Source organism: Pseudomonas sp. NPDC087029, from assembly GCF_044745345.1.
Lineage (GTDB): Bacteria > Pseudomonadota > Gammaproteobacteria > Pseudomonadales > Pseudomonadaceae > Aquipseudomonas > Aquipseudomonas faucium.
This window is the reverse complement of sequence record NZ_JBIVAB010000020.1, coordinates 14,122-30,633: the sequence shown is the minus strand read 5'-3', so window position 1 is coordinate 30,633 and position 16,512 is coordinate 14,122. Positions and strand designations below refer to the sequence as shown.

Sequence of the window (16,512 nt, the reverse complement as noted above, 5' to 3'; positions counted from 1 at the left end):
GGATTTGACCCATGTTCAAGTATATCGGCGACATCGTTAAGGGCACCGGCACCCAGCTGCGCAGCCTGGCAATGGTGTTCTCCCACGGGTTCCGCAAGCGCGACACCCTGCAATACCCCGAAGAGCCCGTGTACCTGCCGCCGCGCTACCGCGGCCGCATCGTCCTCACCCGCGACCCCGATGGCGAGGAGCGTTGCGTTGCCTGCAACCTCTGCGCGGTGGCCTGCCCGGTCGGCTGCATCTCGCTGCAGAAGGCCGAGACCGAGGACGGCCGCTGGTACCCGGAGTTCTTCCGCATCAACTTCTCGCGCTGCATCTTCTGCGGCCTGTGTGAAGAAGCGTGCCCGACCACCGCGATCCAGCTGACTCCGGATTTTGAAATGGCCGAGTTCAAGCGTCAGGACCTGGTGTACGAGAAAGAAGATCTGCTGATCTCCGGCCCCGGCAAGAACCCTGACTACAACTTCTACCGTGTTGCGGGTATGGCGATCGCTGGCAAGCCGAAAGGCTCTGCACAGAACGAAGCCGAGCCGATCAACGTGAAGAGCTTGCTCCCATAAGGACAGAAAGATGGAATTCGCTTTCTACTTCGCATCCGGGATCGCCGTGGTCTCCACCCTTCGGGTGGTTACCGGCACCAACCCCGTGCACGCCTTGCTTTACCTGATCATTTCGCTGATTTCCGTGGCCATGATCTTCTTCGCCCTGGGTGCGCCGTTCGCCGGCGCCCTGGAAGTGATCGCCTACGCCGGCGCCATCATGGTGCTGTTCGTGTTCGTGGTGATGATGCTCAACCTGGGGCCGGCTTCGGTCGCCCAGGAACGGGGCTGGCTCAAGCCCGGTATCTGGGCAGGGCCGGTGATCCTCGCCGCGCTGCTGCTGCTGGAGCTGCTGTACGTGCTGTTCGTCGCCCCGAGCGGCGCCGGCATCAGCGGCACCACCGTGGGCCCGAAAGAAGTGGGCATCAGCCTGTTCGGCCCGTACCTGCTGGTGGTCGAACTGGCGTCGATGCTGCTGCTCGCGGCGGCCGTCACTGCCTTCCACCTGGGCCGCAACGAGGCGAAGGAGTAAATCATGGGTGCTATCCCTCTCGAACACGGGCTCGCCGTCGCCGGCATCCTGTTCTGCTTAGGTCTGGTTGGCCTGATGGTCCGCCGCAACATCCTCTTCGTGCTCATGAGCCTGGAAGTCATGATGAACGCCTCTGCCCTGGCGTTCGTCGTCGCCGGTGCCCGTTGGGTCCAGCCCGACGGCCAGGTGATGTTCATTCTGGTGATCAGCCTGGCAGCCGCCGAGGCCAGCATTGGCCTGGCCATCCTGCTGCAGCTGTATCGCCGCTTCCACACTCTCGACATCGATGCTGCCAGTGAGATGCGCGGATGAACCTTCTCTTCCTGACTTTCGTCTTCCCCCTCGTCGGCTTCCTGCTGCTGTCGTTCTCGCGCGGGCGGTTCTCGGAGAACCTGTCCGCGCTGATCGGCGTCGGCTCGGTGGGCCTGTCGGCCGCCACCGCCGCCTATGTGATCTGGCAGTTCAATGTCGCCCCGCCTGAAGGCGGCGCGTACAGCCAGCTGCTGTGGCAGTGGATGTCGGTGGACGGCTTCGCGCCGAACTTCACCCTGTACCTGGACGGCCTGTCGGTCACCATGCTCGGCGTGGTCACCGGTGTCGGCTTCCTGATCCACCTGTTCGCCTCCTGGTACATGCGTGGCGAAGCCGGTTACTCGCGCTTCTTCTCGTACACCAACCTGTTCATCGCCAGCATGCTGTTCCTGATCCTCGGCGATAACCTGCTGTTCATCTACTTCGGCTGGGAAGGCGTGGGCCTGTGCTCGTACCTGTTGATCGGTTTCTACTACAGCAACCGCAACAACGGTAACGCGGCACTGAAGGCCTTCATCGTCACCCGTATCGGCGACGTGTTCATGGCCATTGGCCTGTTCATCCTGTTCGCCCAGCTGGGTACCCTGAACGTGCAGGAACTGCTGGTGCTGGCACCGCAGAAGTTCCAGGCGGGTGACACCTGGATGGTACTGGCGACCCTGATGCTGCTGGGTGGCGCGGTCGGTAAATCGGCCCAGCTGCCGCTGCAGACCTGGCTGGCCGACGCGATGGCAGGCCCGACCCCGGTTTCGGCACTGATCCACGCGGCAACCATGGTGACCGCGGGCGTGTACCTGATCGCCCGTACCAACGGCCTGTTCCTGCTGGCGCCGGACATCCTGCACCTGGTCGGTGTGGTTGGTGGTGTCACGCTGGTGCTGGCCGGCTTTGCCGCCCTGGTGCAGACCGACATCAAGCGTATCCTCGCCTACTCGACCATGAGCCAGATCGGCTACATGTTCCTGGCCCTGGGCGTTGGCGCCTGGGACGCGGCGATCTTCCACCTGATGACCCACGCCTTCTTCAAGGCCCTGCTGTTCCTTGCCTCGGGTGCGGTGATCGTTGCCTGCCACCACGAGCAGAACATCTTCAAGATGGGCGGCCTGTGGAAGAAACTGCCGCTGGCCTACGCCAGCTTCGTGGTCGGTGGCGCGGCCCTGGCGGCCCTGCCGATCGTGACCGTGGGCTTCTACTCCAAGGACGAGATCCTCTGGGAAGCCTTCGCCAGCGGCAACAGCGGCCTGCTGTACGCCGGCCTGGTCGGTGCCTTCATGACCTCGCTGTACACCTTCCGCCTGATCTTCATCGCCTTCCACGGCGAAGCCAAGACCGAAGCCCACGCCGGCCACGGCATCAGCCACTGGCTGCCACTGGGCGTGCTGATCGTGCTGTCGACCTTCGTCGGCGCCTGGATCACCCCGCCGCTGGCAGGCGTGCTGCCTGAAAGCGCCGGCCACGCCGGTGGTGAAGCCAAGCACGCGCTGGAAATCACCTCGGGCGCCATCGCCATTGCCGGTATCCTGCTGGCCGCGATGCTGTTCCTGGGCAAGCGTCGCCTGGTCTCGGCCATCGCCAACAGCGGCATCGGCCGCGTCCTGTCGGCCTGGTGGTTCGCCGCCTGGGGCTTCGACTGGATCTACGACAAGCTCTTCGTCAAACCTTACCTGCTGATCAGCCACATCCTGCGCAAGGACCCGGTTGACCGCAGCATCGGCCTGATCCCTCGGATGGCTCGCGGCGGCCACGTCGCCATGAGCAAGACCGAGACTGGCCAGCTGCGCTGGTACACCGCCTCGATCGCCGTCGGTGCCGTGCTGGTGCTCGGCGCCGTGGTAGTGGCCGCGGTATGACAATGAATCTTGCGACTTTGCCAAAGGAAACCAACCCGTCATGATTTTGCCTTGGCTGATCCTGATCCCCTTCATCGGCGGCTTCCTGTGCTGGCTGGGTGAGCGCTTCGGCGCCACCCTGCCGCGCTGGATCGCACTGCTGACCATGTCCCTGTTGCTCGGTATCGGCCTGTGGCTGTGGGGCACCGGCGACTACACCCTGGCCCCCGCTCCGGGCGCCGAACCTGCCTGGGCACTGGAATACAAGGTCCAGTGGATCAAGCGCTTCGGCATCAGCATCCACCTGGCCCTGGACGGCCTGTCGCTGCTGATGATCCTGCTCACCGGCCTGCTCGGTGTGCTCTCGGTATTGTGCTCCTGGAAAGAGATCCAGCGTCACGTCGGCTTCTTCCACCTCAACCTGATGTGGATCCTGGGCGGCGTGGTCGGTGTGTTCCTGGCCCTGGACCTGTTCCTGTTCTTCTTCTTCTGGGAAATGATGCTGGTGCCGATGTATTTCCTCATCGCGCTCTGGGGTCACAGCTCGGCAGACGGCAAAAAGACTCGGATCTACGCCGCCACCAAGTTCTTCATCTTCACCCAGGCCAGCGGCCTGATCATGCTGGTGGCGATCCTTGGCCTGGTGCTGGTCAACTACAACACCACCGGCGTGCTCACCTTCAACTACAGCGACCTGCTCAAGGCCGAACTGCCGGCCGGTGTCGAGTACGTGCTGATGCTGGGCTTCTTCATCGCCTTCGCGGTGAAGCTGCCGGTGGTGCCGTTCCACTCCTGGCTGCCTGACGCTCACGCCCAGGCACCGACCGCAGGTTCCGTGGACCTGGCCGGTATCCTGCTGAAGACGGCGGCCTACGGCCTGCTGCGCTTCGCCCTGCCGCTGTTCCCGAACGCCTCGGCCGAGTTCGCGCCGATCGCCATGACCCTGGGCCTGATCGGTATCTTCTACGGTGCCTTCCTGGCCTTCGCGCAAAGCGACATCAAGCGCCTGATCGCCTTCTCCAGCGTCTCGCACATGGGCTTCGTGCTGATCGGCATCTACTCCGGTAGCCAGCAGGCCCTGCAAGGCGCGGTGATCCAGATGCTCGCCCACGGCCTGTCGGCCGCCGCGCTGTTCATCCTGTCCGGCCAACTGTACGAGCGCCTGCACACCCGTGACATGCGCCAGATGGGCGGCCTGTGGCACCGCATCGCCTACCTGCCAGCCATCAGCCTGTTCTTCGCCGCCGCCTCCCTGGGCCTGCCGGGTACCGGCAACTTCGTCGGCGAGTTCCTGATCCTGATCGGCAGCTTCGCCCATGTACCGTGGATCACCGTGATCGCCACCACCGGCCTGGTATTCGGTTCGGTGTACTCGCTGATCATGATCCACCGCGCCTACTTCGGCCCGGCCAAGGCCGACACCGTGCTGGCCGGCATGGACGGTCGCGAAATGATCATGGTCCTGGGCCTGGCGGTACTGCTGGTGCTGCTGGGCGTGTATCCGCAGCCGTTCCTCGACACCTCTGCCGCCACCATGAGTGGTGTGCAGCAGTGGCTCGGTTCCGCTTTCACTCAACTCGCTTCGGCCCGGTAAGAGCGCTATGGAATTCACCACTCAACACTTCATCGCATTGGCGCCGATGCTGATCACCACCATCACCACGGTGGTGGTGATGCTGGCGATCGCCTGGAAGCGCAACCACTCGCAGACCTTCCTGCTGTCCACCGTGGGGCTGAACCTGGCCCTGCTGTCGATCCTGCCGGCGCTGAAAGTCGCGCCGCTGGCGGTCACCCCGCTGATCACCATCGACAAGTTCGCCTGCCTGTACATGGCGATCATCCTGGTGGCCACACTGGCCTGCGTCACCCTCGCCCACGCCTACCTCGGCGAAGGCTCCAAGGGCTTCCCGGGCAACCGTGAAGAGCTGTACCTGCTGCTGCTGATGTCGGCCCTGGGCGGCCTGGTGCTGGTCAGCGCCAACCACCTGGCCGGCCTGTTCATCGGCCTTGAGCTGCTGTCGGTACCGGTCTACGGCCTGGTGGCGTATGCCTTCTTCAACAAGCGGTCGCTGGAAGCGGGCATCAAGTACATGGTGCTGTCGGCTGCCGGCTCCGCCTTCCTGCTGTTCGGCATGGCCCTGCTGTACGCCGACGCCGGCAGCCTGAGCTTCGACCAGATCGGCAAGGCGCTGGCCACCACCAGCCTGCCAAGCCTGCTGGCGCAACTGGGCCTGGGCATGATGCTGGTGGGCCTGGCCTTCAAGCTGTCGCTGGTACCGTTCCACCTGTGGACCCCGGACGTGTACGAAGGCGCCCCGGCGCCGGTCGCCGCGTTCCTGGCCACGGCCAGCAAGGTTGCGGTGTTCGCCGTGGTCGTGCGCCTGTTCATGATCTCCCCTGCTGCCAGCAGCGGCGTGCTGAGCACCGTACTGGCAGTCATCGCGGTGGCCTCGATCCTGATCGGCAACCTGCTGGCGCTGACCCAGAGCAACCTCAAGCGCCTGCTCGGTTACTCGTCCATCGCCCACTTCGGCTACCTGCTGATCGCCCTGGTCGCCAGCAAGGGCCTGGCCCTGGAAGCCATGGGCGTGTACCTGGTCACCTACGTGATCACAAGCCTGGGCGCATTCGGTGTCATCACCCTGATGTCTTCGCCTTACGGTGGCCGTGATGCCGATGCGCTGTACGAGTACCGCGGCCTGTTCTGGCGCCGCCCGTACCTGACTGCGGTGCTGACCGTGATGATGCTGTCGCTGGCGGGCATCCCGCTGACCGCAGGCTTCATCGGCAAGTTCTACATCATCGCCACCGGCGTCGAGTCGCAGCTGTGGTGGCTGGTCGGCGCCCTGGTGATCGGCAGTGCCATTGGCGTGTACTACTACCTGCGCGTGATGGTCACCCTGTACCTGGTAGAGCCGAACCTGCGTCGCCACGACGCCCCACTGAAGTGGGAACAGCGCACCGGTGGCGTGATGCTGCTGGCCATCGCCATCCTGGCGTTCGTGCTGGGCGTCTACCCGCAACCGCTGCTGGAGATGGTCCAGCAGGCAGGTCTGCAACTGATCGGTTGATCAGGATGTAAAAAAAAAACACCCCGCTCTGCGGGGTGTTTTTTTATCTGCGTGAAACAGATTGGGCAGCGCGCTTTGGGGAACGCTGCCCAGAGGCAGCATCCTCCTCCCGCTGCAATGCGGTGTGGCGTTGCTCCCTACTGGCGGAGGGTAGATGCACCTGTGGGTTGGGCATGCCACTGGGTGACAGTTCATGGGTCATTTCAAACTCCGCGCGCACCGACCACCCGCATGCCTCAGTGGTGCATTGCAGGTAGGCAACCCGTAAAAAAATATGTCGTCCTTCGCTGGTACGGATACGCATTCGGCTATTGCAATGGGGACAGACCAGCTTGTAAGTACTCACGGCACGTACCTGCTAATGGCTATTGGGCAAAAAAGCTGTAAGGCTGATCGACAAGTTGCCGCGCTATCAGCCAAATCGATAACGGTTTTTTTCATTACACTACTGCTCATGCCAGGATTTCTCCTTTAAACGAAACCGATGTATTCATAACGAGTATTTTAAGCCTAAGGAATATCTTTAAACCAGCCATGGATATTTGTAATGAGTAACCAATCGCTCGCCTCAGTACTGGCACGCCTAAAGCTTCTGACCGGTTCAGATACCGATGTTCAGCTAGCACGGGCCCTGGAAGTCAGCCCTCAGACACTGAGCAGCTGGAAGGTCCGCGACAGTATTCCGTACTCACTATGCGTATCCATCGCCCGAAAACATGAGTGCACACTCGATTGGCTGTTGATGGGAGAAACGCAAAACCCTTCGCCCGCCCAAACCGAAGACGGGTGGGAGAACGATGTGCTCGAGCGCTTGCGCAGCCTTTCATCGGCGGACCGGCAGGCCATCTTCCTGCACATCGAAGACAAGCATCGCATCCAGCGCCTCGAGCAACAGCTGCACGCGCTCGCCCAGCGCGCCCCGGGGCAGGCTTGAGGCTAACCGCGTCGGCGCCAGCGCTGGATCAGCTCGCGCACTTCCACCGTATCGAGCCAGACCAGCACCTTGAGCGTGATCGGTATCACTACCACTGCGGCGACGAAGGCGGCCATGCCGCGCGACAGCATGGGCGCCAGCGACTGCAGCAACGGCTCGAACAGATAACCGACGCCCAGGGTCAGAAACACCAGCATCAACTGCTTGCGTATTGACAGGCGCTTGCGCGAAACGATGTTCAAGCGATCCCGCGCGGCACTTACCAGCAAGGCCCCGAGCAACGCGCCCAGCAGCACGCGGCCTTCCGACGTCAACAACTCGACGACTGCGCCGACAGCATCCTTGAGTTCGTAGTCCTCAGCCATGTTCGACCTCCTCGGAAAATGCCCGGAAAAAGCGCTCCCCATGCAAGGTGCGCCACACAGCAGCGGCGATGAAACACCGGTAACACACCGACAGTGCACGCCCTTGAGTGTGCCCGGCCAGGTCTTCCAGGCGCTTGTAACCACGGGCCCGCAGTGCCGCCCGCCAGCGCGCGAACTCCTGGGCGGCAGCGATGCCAGCGCAGCGCACCGCCAATACCAGGCGCGCCTCGCTGACGTCGTCGCCAAGGCGCAATCGCTCACGCAATGCACGCAATTCGATGCGTGGCCAGAAAGGATCATGGCAATCGGGAAAATGTGCCTTGTTCATGGCCCCTGCGCCTTCAGCCGGCCGTTGAATCGGGATATCCATGTACGCCTCCTCAGGCTTCGGCCAACATGCCGTAGCGAATGGCCTTGATCACCGCCGCGATGCGGGTGGGGACAGCGAATTTGCGCAGGATGTTGGACACATGGAAATTGACCGTCGATTCCTTGCACTGCAGGATCTGGCCGATCTCCCACGAGCTCTTGCCATAGGCGCACCACAGCAGCACCTGCTGTTCTCGAGGCGTGAGGCGGACCGGCACATCGATTGCGCTGTCGGCAATCAATCGCTCACTGTTTTTCATCATCGAACTCCTCAACCATCGCCAACTGCGACAACCAATCGTGCTGCCGCCCTGCAATGCACATTACGAAGCGCCACTGCCCGGCACTACTCGCACGCTTTGTAGCACCTCGCCCTACAAGACTTGTCTTGAACCACGGCTGCAAAAGGCTGAAATTGCGCGTGCTCTGAACGTCATTTCGCTCGTCACAACGCCGTTGCCTGTCTGCCCTTCGCCTGGAGTTGTACGATGCGTCCTGTTTTGCCCCTTTCGTCATGCCTCGGCCTTGTGGCTGCTTTTTCTGCAGGGCCCGGCGCAGCAGCGCCCTCGGTCGAACTGGGCCAGCTGCTGATCAATGACCAGGAGCAAAGCGAGCTGGAGTACGCCCGCGAGCGCCTCCAGGCGATACCCGGCGCCAGCAACCTGGTGGACATGCAGCACGTCGAGCAGGGCCGGGTGGCCAGCAACCAGGATGTACTGGCCTACCAGCCCGGGGTGTTCGCCCAGTCGGCGGGCAACGATGGCATCAAGCTGTCGATCCGTGGCTCGGGCATCAACCGCGCACCCGGCGCCCACGGCTCCGGCGTGTACACGATGTTCGACGGCCTGCCCCTGACCGGCCCCGGCGGCACACCTTATGAATTGTTCGAGCCGCTGTGGCTGAGCCGCGCCGAGGTGCTGCGCGGCGCCAACGGCTTCGACCAGGGCGCCTTGGCCCTGGGCGGGGCGATCAACTACGTGACCCACACCGGCTACGATGCCGCGCCGCTGCAGGTGCGCTACGAGGCTGGCAGCCGCGGCTACCAGCACCGCCATGTCAGCTCCGGCCAGGTACTGGGCAACCTCGACTACTACGTGGCCCTGACCGACTCCGAATACGATGGCTACCAGGCCCACAGCAGCGGCAGCGCCAAGGGCATCGCCGCCAATATCGGCTACCGCTTCAACCCCAACCTGGAAACACGCTTCTACCTGCGCTACCGGGAAACCGAAAACGACCTGGCCGGGCGCCTGACCAAGCAGCAGATCAAGCACGACCCACGTGCCGCCAACGCCGCCTACCTGGCCCGCGACGACAGCCGCCCGCAACCGGGCAGCACTTGGGTCGGCAACAAGACCACCTTCTACCTTGAAGACGACGCCCGGGTGGAAGCCGGGCTGGTCTATCACGACTACCCGATGGATCTGCGCGAAGGCCCGATGCGCCTGAAGGTCGCCTACTCCGACGTCAGCGGCACGCTGAACTACCTGCGCCGCGACACGCTGCTGGGCCACCAGAGCAAGACCACGATCGGCTGGCGCACCACCAAGCACCTGCCCAACAGCGGCGCCTCGCAGTTTGCCCGCAGCAGCGGCGACAATTTCGGCGCCCGCGTGCGCGACTTCAGCTACCAGGGCTCGGACACGGTGCTGCACGTCGGCAACGACCTGGAGCTGATCCCCGACCTGTGGCTGACCACGGGCCTGGCGATGATCTACACCCGCCGCGAAAGTGACGTGACCTACCCCGCCAGCGGCGGCAAGGTCAGCCAGCATGACTGGGACTACGCGCCGCGCCTGGGGCTGCGATACGACATCAGCCCGGCCCTGCAGGTGTACGGCAACCTCAGCCGCTCGGTGGAGCCGCCGCACCCTTGGGCGCTGATCTGGAGTGCGCCGGTCAGCACCCAGCCGATCGAGATGCAGAACCAGACCGCCACCACCCTGGAGCTCGGCGCGCGCGGCGATTCGGCGCTGGGCCGCTGGGACCTGGCCTGGTACTACTCGCAGGTTCGCCATGAACTGCTGGCCGTGGAGATCGTGCCGGGTGTGCTGCCCAAGGAGTTCAATGCCAGCGCCACGGTGCACCAGGGCGTCGAGGCGGGCCTGGACAGCACCCTCTGGGAGCGCGCCGGCAGCGGCAAGTTGAGCCTGCGCCAGGCCTACACGTTCAGTGACTTCCATTACCGCGACGACGACCAGTTCGGCGACAACCGCCTGCCTGGCATCCCCATGCACTACTACCAGGCCGAGCTGCGCTACGACTGGCCGAGCGGTTTCTATGCCGGGGTCAATACGCAGATGGCGTCCAAGGTGCAGGTCGACTATGCCAACAGCTACCACGCCGACGCCTACGCGCTGCTGGGCGCACGCCTGGGCTGGAACTCGCCCAAGCAGGACTGGCAGACCTGGCTGGACCTGCGCAACCTGACCAACGAGCGCTACGCGGCGACAGTGACGCCCGGCTACAACGATGCCGGGCAGGACATCGCCCGCTCGACGCCGGGGGAAGGGTTTGCTGCGTATGTGGGGGTTTCGTACAGCTTTCGCTGAAGCAGCCGCCTATTGAGGCAACTGCACCTGCGGCTTGGTGGCGGCGAAGATCGCCCAGCTCGACAAGAACAGGGCCGCGATCAACGGCCCGATCACGAAGCCATTGAGCCCGAACACCGCCAGCCCGCCCAGGGTGGACACCAGGATCAGGTAGTCCGGCATCCGCGTGTCCTTGCCCACCAGGATCGGCCGCAGCACGTTGTCCACCAGGCCGATCACCAGCACGCCGAAGGCCGTCAGGATGATCCCCTGCAAAATCGCGCCCGTCAGCAGGAAGTAAGCGGCCACCGGCGCCCAGATGATCCCGGCGCCGACCGCCGGCAGCAGTGACAAGAACGCCATCATCACCGCCCAGACCAGTGCGCTGGGGATGTCCAGCACCCAGAAGATGAAGCCGCCCAGCGCCCCCTGGGTAATGGCCACCAGCACGTTGCCTTTCACCGTGGCCCGCACCACCCGGTTGAACTTCAATTGCAGCCTGCGCTTCTGGTGCTCGGGCAACGGCACGGCAAGGCGCACCTGGCGCGCCACCTCGGCGCCCTCGCGAAGAAAGAAGAACAACAGGTACACCATGATGCCGAAGCTCACCAGGAAGTCGAACGTGCCCTGGCCGAAGCTGTATGCCTGGCCGGCCAGCACCTGGCTGCCTTGCGTGGCCCACTTGGTGATCTTGTTCTGCAGGCCGTCGAGGTTGCCCATGCCCAGGCTGTCCAGGCCATGCTGGGCGAACGCCGGCAGCATGTGCTTGCCGCGCGTGACAAAACCGGCAATGTCCAGTTGCCCGCTTTCGATGCGCTGGTACAGGTTGGCGCCCTCCTGCACCAGCAGCGCGCTGGTGATGATGACCGGCAGCACCGCCACCACCAGGCAGACCAGCAAGGTGGTGGCGGCGGCAAGGTTGCGCCGCCGGCCGAAACGCAGCAGCAAATTGCGTTGCAACGGGGCGAACAGGATGCCGAGGATGACCGCCCAGAAGATCGCGCCATAGTACGGCAGCAGAATCCAGACGAAGGCAAGCGTCACCAACGCCAGGAGTACGGCAAGGGCTTTGTTCTGCAGCGCGGTCGCGTTCATGGCGTTTCCTTCAGGGGCCTGAATAGTTAGTGCAGGCGATCACTGGAAAAGTGCCACTGACGCCTTGATTCAAATCAATACGCCCCCTGCGCCAACGCCCTAGGATCCGCGACTTTTGCCCCGGTGCGCCCATGACCCCGACCGCCAAGCCCGAACTGCTGGCCCCCGCCGGCACGCTCAAGACCATGCGCTACGCCTTCGCCTATGGCGCCGACGCCGTCTACGCCGGCCAGCCGCGCTACAGCCTGCGGGTGCGCAACAACGAATTCGACCACGCCAACCTGGCCCAGGGCATCGCCGAGGCGCATGCCCTGGGCAAGCGCTTCTACGTGGTGGTCAACATCGCGCCGCACAATGCCAAGCTCAAGACCTTCCTCAAGGACCTGGCACCGGTGGTGGCGATGGCGCCGGATGCGCTGATCATGTCGGACCCTGGCCTGATCATGCTGGTGCGCCAGCACTTCCCGCAGATGCCGGTGCACCTGTCGGTGCAGGCCAACACGGTCAACTGGGCCAGCGTGCAGTTCTGGCAGGGCCTGGGGTTGAGCCGGGTAATCCTGTCGCGCGAGCTGTCGCTGGAGGAGATCGAGGAAATTCGCCAGCAGGTGCCAAACATGGAGCTGGAGGTGTTCGTCCATGGCGCGCTGTGCATGGCCTACTCCGGGCGCTGCCTGCTGTCGGGCTACCTCAACAAGCGCGATGCCAACCAGGGCAGCTGCACCAATGCCTGCCGCTGGAAGTACCAGGCAACCCCGGCCAGCGAAAACGCCACCGGCGACATCGTGCAGCAGGTCGAACCGACCCTGGGCCTGGGGGCACCGACCGACCAGGTGTTCCTGCTGCAGGAAAGCAACCGCCCCGGTACCGAACTGCCCGCCTTCGAAGACGAGCACGGCACCTACATCATGAATGCCAAGGACCTGCGCGCCATCCAGCACGTCGGGCGGCTGGCGGCCATGGGCGTGCATTCGCTGAAGATCGAGGGCCGCACCAAGTCGCACTTCTACTGCGCCCGCGCCGTGCAGTCGTACCGCCAGGCGATCGACGATGCCGTGGCCGGGCGGCCGTTCGACATCGCCCTGATGGACAACCTCGAATCCCTGGCCCAGCGCGGCTATACCGAAGGTTTCCTGCGCCGCCATGTGCACGACGAATACCAGAACTACCTGCGCGGCAACTCGCTGTCCGAGCGCCAGCAGTTCGTCGGCGAACTGACCGGGGCCCGGATTGACGGCCTGGCCGAGGTCAAGGTGAAGAACCGCTTTGCCGTGGGCGACCACCTGGAGCTGATGACCCCGCGCGGCAACTATCACTTCGACCTGCACCGCCTGTGCAACCGCCAGCAGCAGGCCATCGAGGTAGCGCCAGGCGACGGCCATGTGGTGTACCTGCCGATCCCCGAGCAGGTGCCGCTGGAGTTCGGCCTGCTGATGCGTGACCTCGGCCACGAGCAGCCGGCAGCGCTGCCTGACAATGCTGTAATCCCCGCCTCAGCCAGCTGACAGGCGCCACGGGCGACGATCGTGACTCTTCTGCATGAGGTCACGACATGTTGCCCACCCCTTCCCGCCGCACCTTCGTCAAAGGCCTGGGCGCCGCTGCCACGCTCGTGGGCCTGGGCCTGTGGCGGCCACTGGCCAATGCTGCCGATGGCCGCGCCCTGGCCGGCCAGCACTTCGAGCTGTACATCGGCCAGACCCCGGTCAACATCACCGGCCAGCCGCGCACGGCCCTGACCGTCAACGCCAGCCTGCCCGGGCCCGTGCTGCGCTGGCGCGAAGGCGACACCGTGACCTTGCGCGTGCGCAACCGGCTGGAGCAGGACACCTCGATCCACTGGCACGGCATCATCCTGCCCAGCGAGATGGACGGCGTGCCCGGGCTGAGCTTCGCCGGCATCGCCCCCGGCGGCGACTACCTGTACCGCTTTACCCTGCGCCAGAGCGGCACCTACTGGTACCACAGCCATTCCGGCCTGCAGGAGCAGGCCGGGGTGTATGGCGCGATCGTCATCGAGCCGCGCGAAGCCGAGGTGCATCGCTACCAGCGTGACCATGTGCTGCTGTTCAGCGACTGGTCCGATCAAGCGCCCGAAGCGCTGCTGGCCACGCTGAAAACGCAGTCCGACGCCTTCAACTACCACAAGCGCACCCTGGGCGACTTCATCGACGACGTTGCCCAGAACGGCTGGCGCGACACCGTCGACGAGCGCCTGGCCTGGGCACGCATGCGCATGAGCCCCACCGACCTCGCCGACATCAGCGCCGCAGCCTACACCTACCTGCTCAACGGCCAGCCACCGGACGGCAATTTCACCTGCCTGTTCCAACCCGGCGAAACCGTGCGCCTGCGGCTGATCAACGCATCGGCGATGACCTACTTCGATTTCCGCATCCCCGGCTTGCAGCTCACGGTGATCGCCGCCGACGGCCTTGCCGTGACGCCGGTGAAGGTGGACGAGCTGCGCATCGCCGTGGCCGAAACCTACGATGTGCTGGTAACCGTCGGCGACCTGCCCGCCTATACCCTGTTCGCCCAGAGCATGGACCGCAGCGGCTATGCCCGCGGCACCCTGGCCCGTGCGCTCGGCCTGCAGGCCGAGGTGCCGCAGCCCGACCCACGGCCGGTGCTGAGCATGGCCGACATGGGCCACGGCAACATGGCAGCGATGGACCACAGCAACATGGCGGGCATGGACCACGCCAGCATGGCCGGCATGGACCATAGCGCCATGGCGCCCATGCAGCAGCACCCGGCCAGCGAAACCGGCAACCCGCTGGTGGACATGCAGACCATGGCCCCGCGCGCCAACCTCGACGACCCGGGCATCGGCCTGCGCGGCAATGGCCGGCGGGTACTGACCTACGCCGACCTGCGCAGCCCCTACCCCGACCCGGATGGCCGCGAGCCCTCGCGGGACATCGAGCTGCACCTGACCGGGCACATGGAGCGCTTCGCCTGGTCGTTCGACGGCATCAAGTTCAGCGACGCCGAGCCGCTGCGCCTGGCCTACGGCGAGCGGGTGCGCATCACCCTGGTCAACGACACCATGATGACCCACCCCATCCACCTGCACGGCATGTGGAGCGACCTGGAGGACGAGCACGGGCGCTTCATGGTGCGCAAGCACACCGTCGACATCCCGCCCGGGAGCCGGCGCAGCTACCGGGTCAGTGCCGACGCCCTGGGCCGCTGGGCCTACCACTGCCACCTGCTTTACCACATGGAAACGGGCATGTTCCGCGAGGTACGCGTCGATGCATGAGATCAACAGGCACATCATCGGCAGCCTGGCCTTGCTGGCGCTGCTCAACAGCGAACGGGCCATGGCCGGCGCCGCCCCCATGGCCAACCACCAGGTGCACGATCGCGCCATCAACTGGGCAGTGATCGTCGACCAGCTGGAGTACCAGCACTTCGAGAGCAGCAGCGCGCTGAACTGGAACGCCATGGCCTGGATCGGCGGCGATGTCGACCGCCTGTGGCTGCGCAGCGAGGGCGAGCGCGAGCAGGGCAAGACCCACAAGGCCGAACTGCAGGCGCTGTGGGGCCATGCCATCAGCCCCTGGTGGGAGCTGGTCGGCGGCCTGCGCCAGGATTTCAAGCCCGCCAGTGGCCAGGCCTGGGCGGCGTTCGGCATCCAGGGCACACCGCTGTATGGCCTGGAGCTGGAAGCCACGGCCTATGCCGGCGAGCGACAACAGACCGCGCTGCGCCTGGAGGCCGCTTACGCTATGCTGCTGACCAACCGCTGGATCCTCGAGCCAACCCTTGAAGCCAACCTTTACGGGCGCAACGCTGCAGCCCACGAGCAAGGCGCAGGGCTGGCCGACAGCGAAATCGGCCTGCGCCTGCGCTATGAAATCACCCGCGGCTTCGCCCCCTATATCGGGGTAAGCTTCAACCGCCTGCACGGCAACCGCGCCGACCAGGCCCGCGAACAGGGCGAAGACCTCGCCCAGACCCGCCTGGTGGCGGGGGTGCGCCTGCGTTTCTAAAGGAGTCGTTCGACCATGCTGCGTAAACACCTGATCACCTTCGGCCTGCTGGCCATCACCGGCCTGGCCCAGGCAGCCGAGACCATCGACGTCTACCGCGACCCCAACTGTGGCTGCTGCAAGGCCTGGATCAGCCACCTGCGCGACAACGGCTTCACCGTCAATGACCATGTCGAGCCGAACATGAGCGCGGTCAAGCAGCGCCTGGGCGTGGCGCCACGCCTGGCGTCGTGCCACACCGGGGTGATCGACGGCAAGTTCGTCGAAGGCCACGTGCCGGCCGAACAGGTGCGCCTCTTGGCCAAGCGCGCCGACCTCAAGGGCCTGGCCGTGCCCGGCATGCCCATGGGCTCGCCAGGCATGGAAATGGGTGACCACAAGGATGCCTACCAGGTCATCGGCGTGACCCAGGACGGCCAGGACACCGTGGTCGCCAACTACTGATGCTCAGCCTGGGGGCGCTGTTCCTCAGCGCCTTCGGCGCTGCCACCTTGCTGCCGCTGCAATCGGAGGCGGTGCTGGTGGGGTTGCTGCTGCGCCAGCCCGATGCCTGGCTGACCCTGTTGCTGGTCGCAACACTGGGCAATGTGCTCGGCTCGGTGGTCAACTGGCTGCTCGGCCGGGCCATCGAGCACCTGCGCCACCGGCGCTGGTTCCCGTTCAGCGCCCGCCAGCTGGAACGTGCCCAGCAGCGCTACCAGCGCTGGGGGCAGTGGTCGTTGCTGCTCAGCTGGATGCCGGTGATCGGCGACCCGCTGACCCTGATCGCCGGGATCATGCGCGAGCCGTTCTGGCGCTTCATGCTGCTGGTGACCCTGGCCAAGGCCGGGCGCTACATCGTCGTGGCATTGGTAACCCTGGGTTGGTTTCACACTTGGTGACACCTTTAACGTTTAAGGTGCTCCACTGACTGCTACAGTCGCCAATTCCTACATGG

18 protein-coding genes are annotated in these 16,512 nt (G+C 64.6%); 13 read left to right on the top strand and 5 right to left on the bottom strand.

The features are described from left to right. The first annotated feature begins 11 nt into the window (after nt 1-11). Genes nuoI through nuoN form a run of 6 tightly spaced genes read left to right on the top strand, consistent with a single transcriptional unit; the run spans nt 12 to nt 6,283 of the window. On the top strand, nt 12-560 hold the full coding sequence (gene nuoI / locus ACIPG5_RS23150) for an NADH-quinone oxidoreductase subunit NuoI (protein WP_003251442.1): 549 nt from the start codon (nt 12-14) through the stop codon (nt 558-560). Nucleotides 561-570: 10 nt separating this feature from the next. Next, the gene (nuoJ, locus tag ACIPG5_RS23145) at nt 571-1,071 is read left to right on the top strand and encodes an NADH-quinone oxidoreductase subunit J (RefSeq protein WP_087499961.1); all 501 of its coding nucleotides are present in this window, start codon (nt 571-573) and stop codon (nt 1,069-1,071) included. A gap of 3 nt (nt 1,072-1,074) precedes the next feature. Further along, entirely contained in the window at nt 1,075-1,383 is a 309-nt protein-coding gene (gene nuoK / locus ACIPG5_RS23140) for an NADH-quinone oxidoreductase subunit NuoK (RefSeq protein ID WP_003251446.1), read from the top strand. After that, the gene (gene nuoL / locus ACIPG5_RS23135) at nt 1,380-3,233 is read left to right on the top strand and encodes an NADH-quinone oxidoreductase subunit L (RefSeq protein ID WP_176518014.1); all 1,854 of its coding nucleotides are present in this window, start codon (nt 1,380-1,382) and stop codon (nt 3,231-3,233) included. The genes nuoK and nuoL overlap by 4 nt, the downstream gene beginning before the upstream one ends. A 40-nt stretch (nt 3,234-3,273) precedes the next feature. Further along, nucleotides 3,274-4,806: an NADH-quinone oxidoreductase subunit M gene (gene nuoM, locus ACIPG5_RS23130; protein ID WP_176518015.1), complete on the top strand. Its 1,533-nt coding sequence runs from the start codon at nt 3,274-3,276 to the stop codon at nt 4,804-4,806. Between the two features lie 7 nt (nt 4,807-4,813). Continuing rightward, nucleotides 4,814-6,283 carry an NADH-quinone oxidoreductase subunit NuoN gene (nuoN, locus tag ACIPG5_RS23125; RefSeq protein WP_176518016.1) on the top strand — a complete coding sequence of 490 codons (1,470 nt, stop codon included), beginning with the start codon at nt 4,814-4,816 and terminating at the stop codon, nt 6,281-6,283. Between the two features lie 43 nt (nt 6,284-6,326). On the opposite strand, the gene ACIPG5_RS23120 is transcribed toward nuoN, so the two are convergent. Further along, nucleotides 6,327-6,629 (bottom strand): ogr/Delta-like zinc finger family protein, encoded by a 303-nt coding sequence (locus tag ACIPG5_RS23120; protein ID WP_176518017.1) that lies wholly within the window; start codon nt 6,627-6,629, stop codon nt 6,327-6,329. A 201-nt stretch (nt 6,630-6,830) separates the two neighbouring features. Between ACIPG5_RS23120 and ACIPG5_RS23115 the strand changes: the two genes are divergently transcribed. After that, a complete protein-coding gene (locus ACIPG5_RS23115) occupies nt 6,831-7,217 on the top strand; it encodes a helix-turn-helix domain-containing protein (RefSeq protein WP_401378415.1) in 387 nt (128 codons plus the stop codon). 2 nt (nt 7,218-7,219) lie between these two features. Here the strand turns inward: ACIPG5_RS23115 and ACIPG5_RS23110 are convergent, their stop codons facing one another. Genes ACIPG5_RS23110 through ACIPG5_RS23100 form a run of 3 tightly spaced genes read right to left on the bottom strand, consistent with a single transcriptional unit; the run spans nt 7,220 to nt 8,211 of the window. Next, nucleotides 7,220-7,582: a hypothetical protein gene (locus ACIPG5_RS23110; RefSeq protein ID WP_176518019.1), complete on the bottom strand. Its 363-nt coding sequence runs from the start codon at nt 7,580-7,582 to the stop codon at nt 7,220-7,222. After that, a complete protein-coding gene (locus tag ACIPG5_RS23105) occupies nt 7,575-7,910 on the bottom strand; it encodes a head completion/stabilization protein (protein ID WP_176518020.1) in 336 nt (111 codons plus the stop codon). Before ACIPG5_RS23105 ends, ACIPG5_RS23110 begins: the two co-directional genes overlap by 8 nt. A 52-nt stretch (nt 7,911-7,962) precedes the next feature. Then, nucleotides 7,963-8,211, bottom strand: coding sequence for a helix-turn-helix transcriptional regulator (locus ACIPG5_RS23100; RefSeq protein WP_176518021.1), 249 nt, complete (start codon nt 8,209-8,211; stop codon nt 7,963-7,965). A gap of 228 nt (nt 8,212-8,439) precedes the next feature. Here ACIPG5_RS23100 and ACIPG5_RS23095 point away from each other — a divergent pair, with 228 nt between their 5' ends. Continuing rightward, complete coding sequence (locus tag ACIPG5_RS23095; protein ID WP_401378413.1) at nt 8,440-10,503, top strand: TonB-dependent receptor family protein; 2,064 nt, start codon at nt 8,440-8,442, stop codon at nt 10,501-10,503. Nucleotides 10,504-10,512: 9 nt separating this feature from the next. On the opposite strand, the gene ACIPG5_RS23090 is transcribed toward ACIPG5_RS23095, so the two are convergent. Continuing rightward, nucleotides 10,513-11,577, bottom strand: coding sequence for an AI-2E family transporter (locus ACIPG5_RS23090; RefSeq protein ID WP_176518023.1), 1,065 nt, complete (start codon nt 11,575-11,577; stop codon nt 10,513-10,515). 131 nt (nt 11,578-11,708) lie between these two features. On the opposite strand from ACIPG5_RS23090, the gene yegQ reads away from it, so the two are divergent. The 5 genes from yegQ to ACIPG5_RS23065 are packed head-to-tail and all read left to right on the top strand — an operon-like array spanning nt 11,709 to nt 16,456. Beyond that, nucleotides 11,709-13,079 carry a tRNA 5-hydroxyuridine modification protein YegQ gene (yegQ, locus tag ACIPG5_RS23085; protein WP_401378412.1) on the top strand — a complete coding sequence of 457 codons (1,371 nt, stop codon included), beginning with the start codon at nt 11,709-11,711 and terminating at the stop codon, nt 13,077-13,079. Between the two features lie 47 nt (nt 13,080-13,126). Continuing rightward, a complete protein-coding gene (locus ACIPG5_RS23080; RefSeq protein WP_401378410.1) occupies nt 13,127-14,842 on the top strand; it encodes a copper resistance system multicopper oxidase in 1,716 nt (571 codons plus the stop codon). Next, nucleotides 14,835-15,575, top strand: a complete 741-nt coding sequence (locus tag ACIPG5_RS23075) for a copper resistance protein B (protein ID WP_401378409.1) — start codon at nt 14,835-14,837, stop codon at nt 15,573-15,575. Before ACIPG5_RS23080 ends, ACIPG5_RS23075 begins: the two co-directional genes overlap by 8 nt. Before the next feature lie 15 nt (nt 15,576-15,590). Beyond that, complete coding sequence (locus ACIPG5_RS23070; protein ID WP_176518027.1) at nt 15,591-16,019, top strand: DUF411 domain-containing protein; 429 nt, start codon at nt 15,591-15,593, stop codon at nt 16,017-16,019. After that, the gene (locus tag ACIPG5_RS23065) at nt 16,019-16,456 is read left to right on the top strand and encodes a YqaA family protein (RefSeq protein WP_176518028.1); all 438 of its coding nucleotides are present in this window, start codon (nt 16,019-16,021) and stop codon (nt 16,454-16,456) included. The genes ACIPG5_RS23070 and ACIPG5_RS23065 overlap by 1 nt, the downstream gene beginning before the upstream one ends. Nucleotides 16,457-16,512 lie beyond the last annotated feature (56 nt).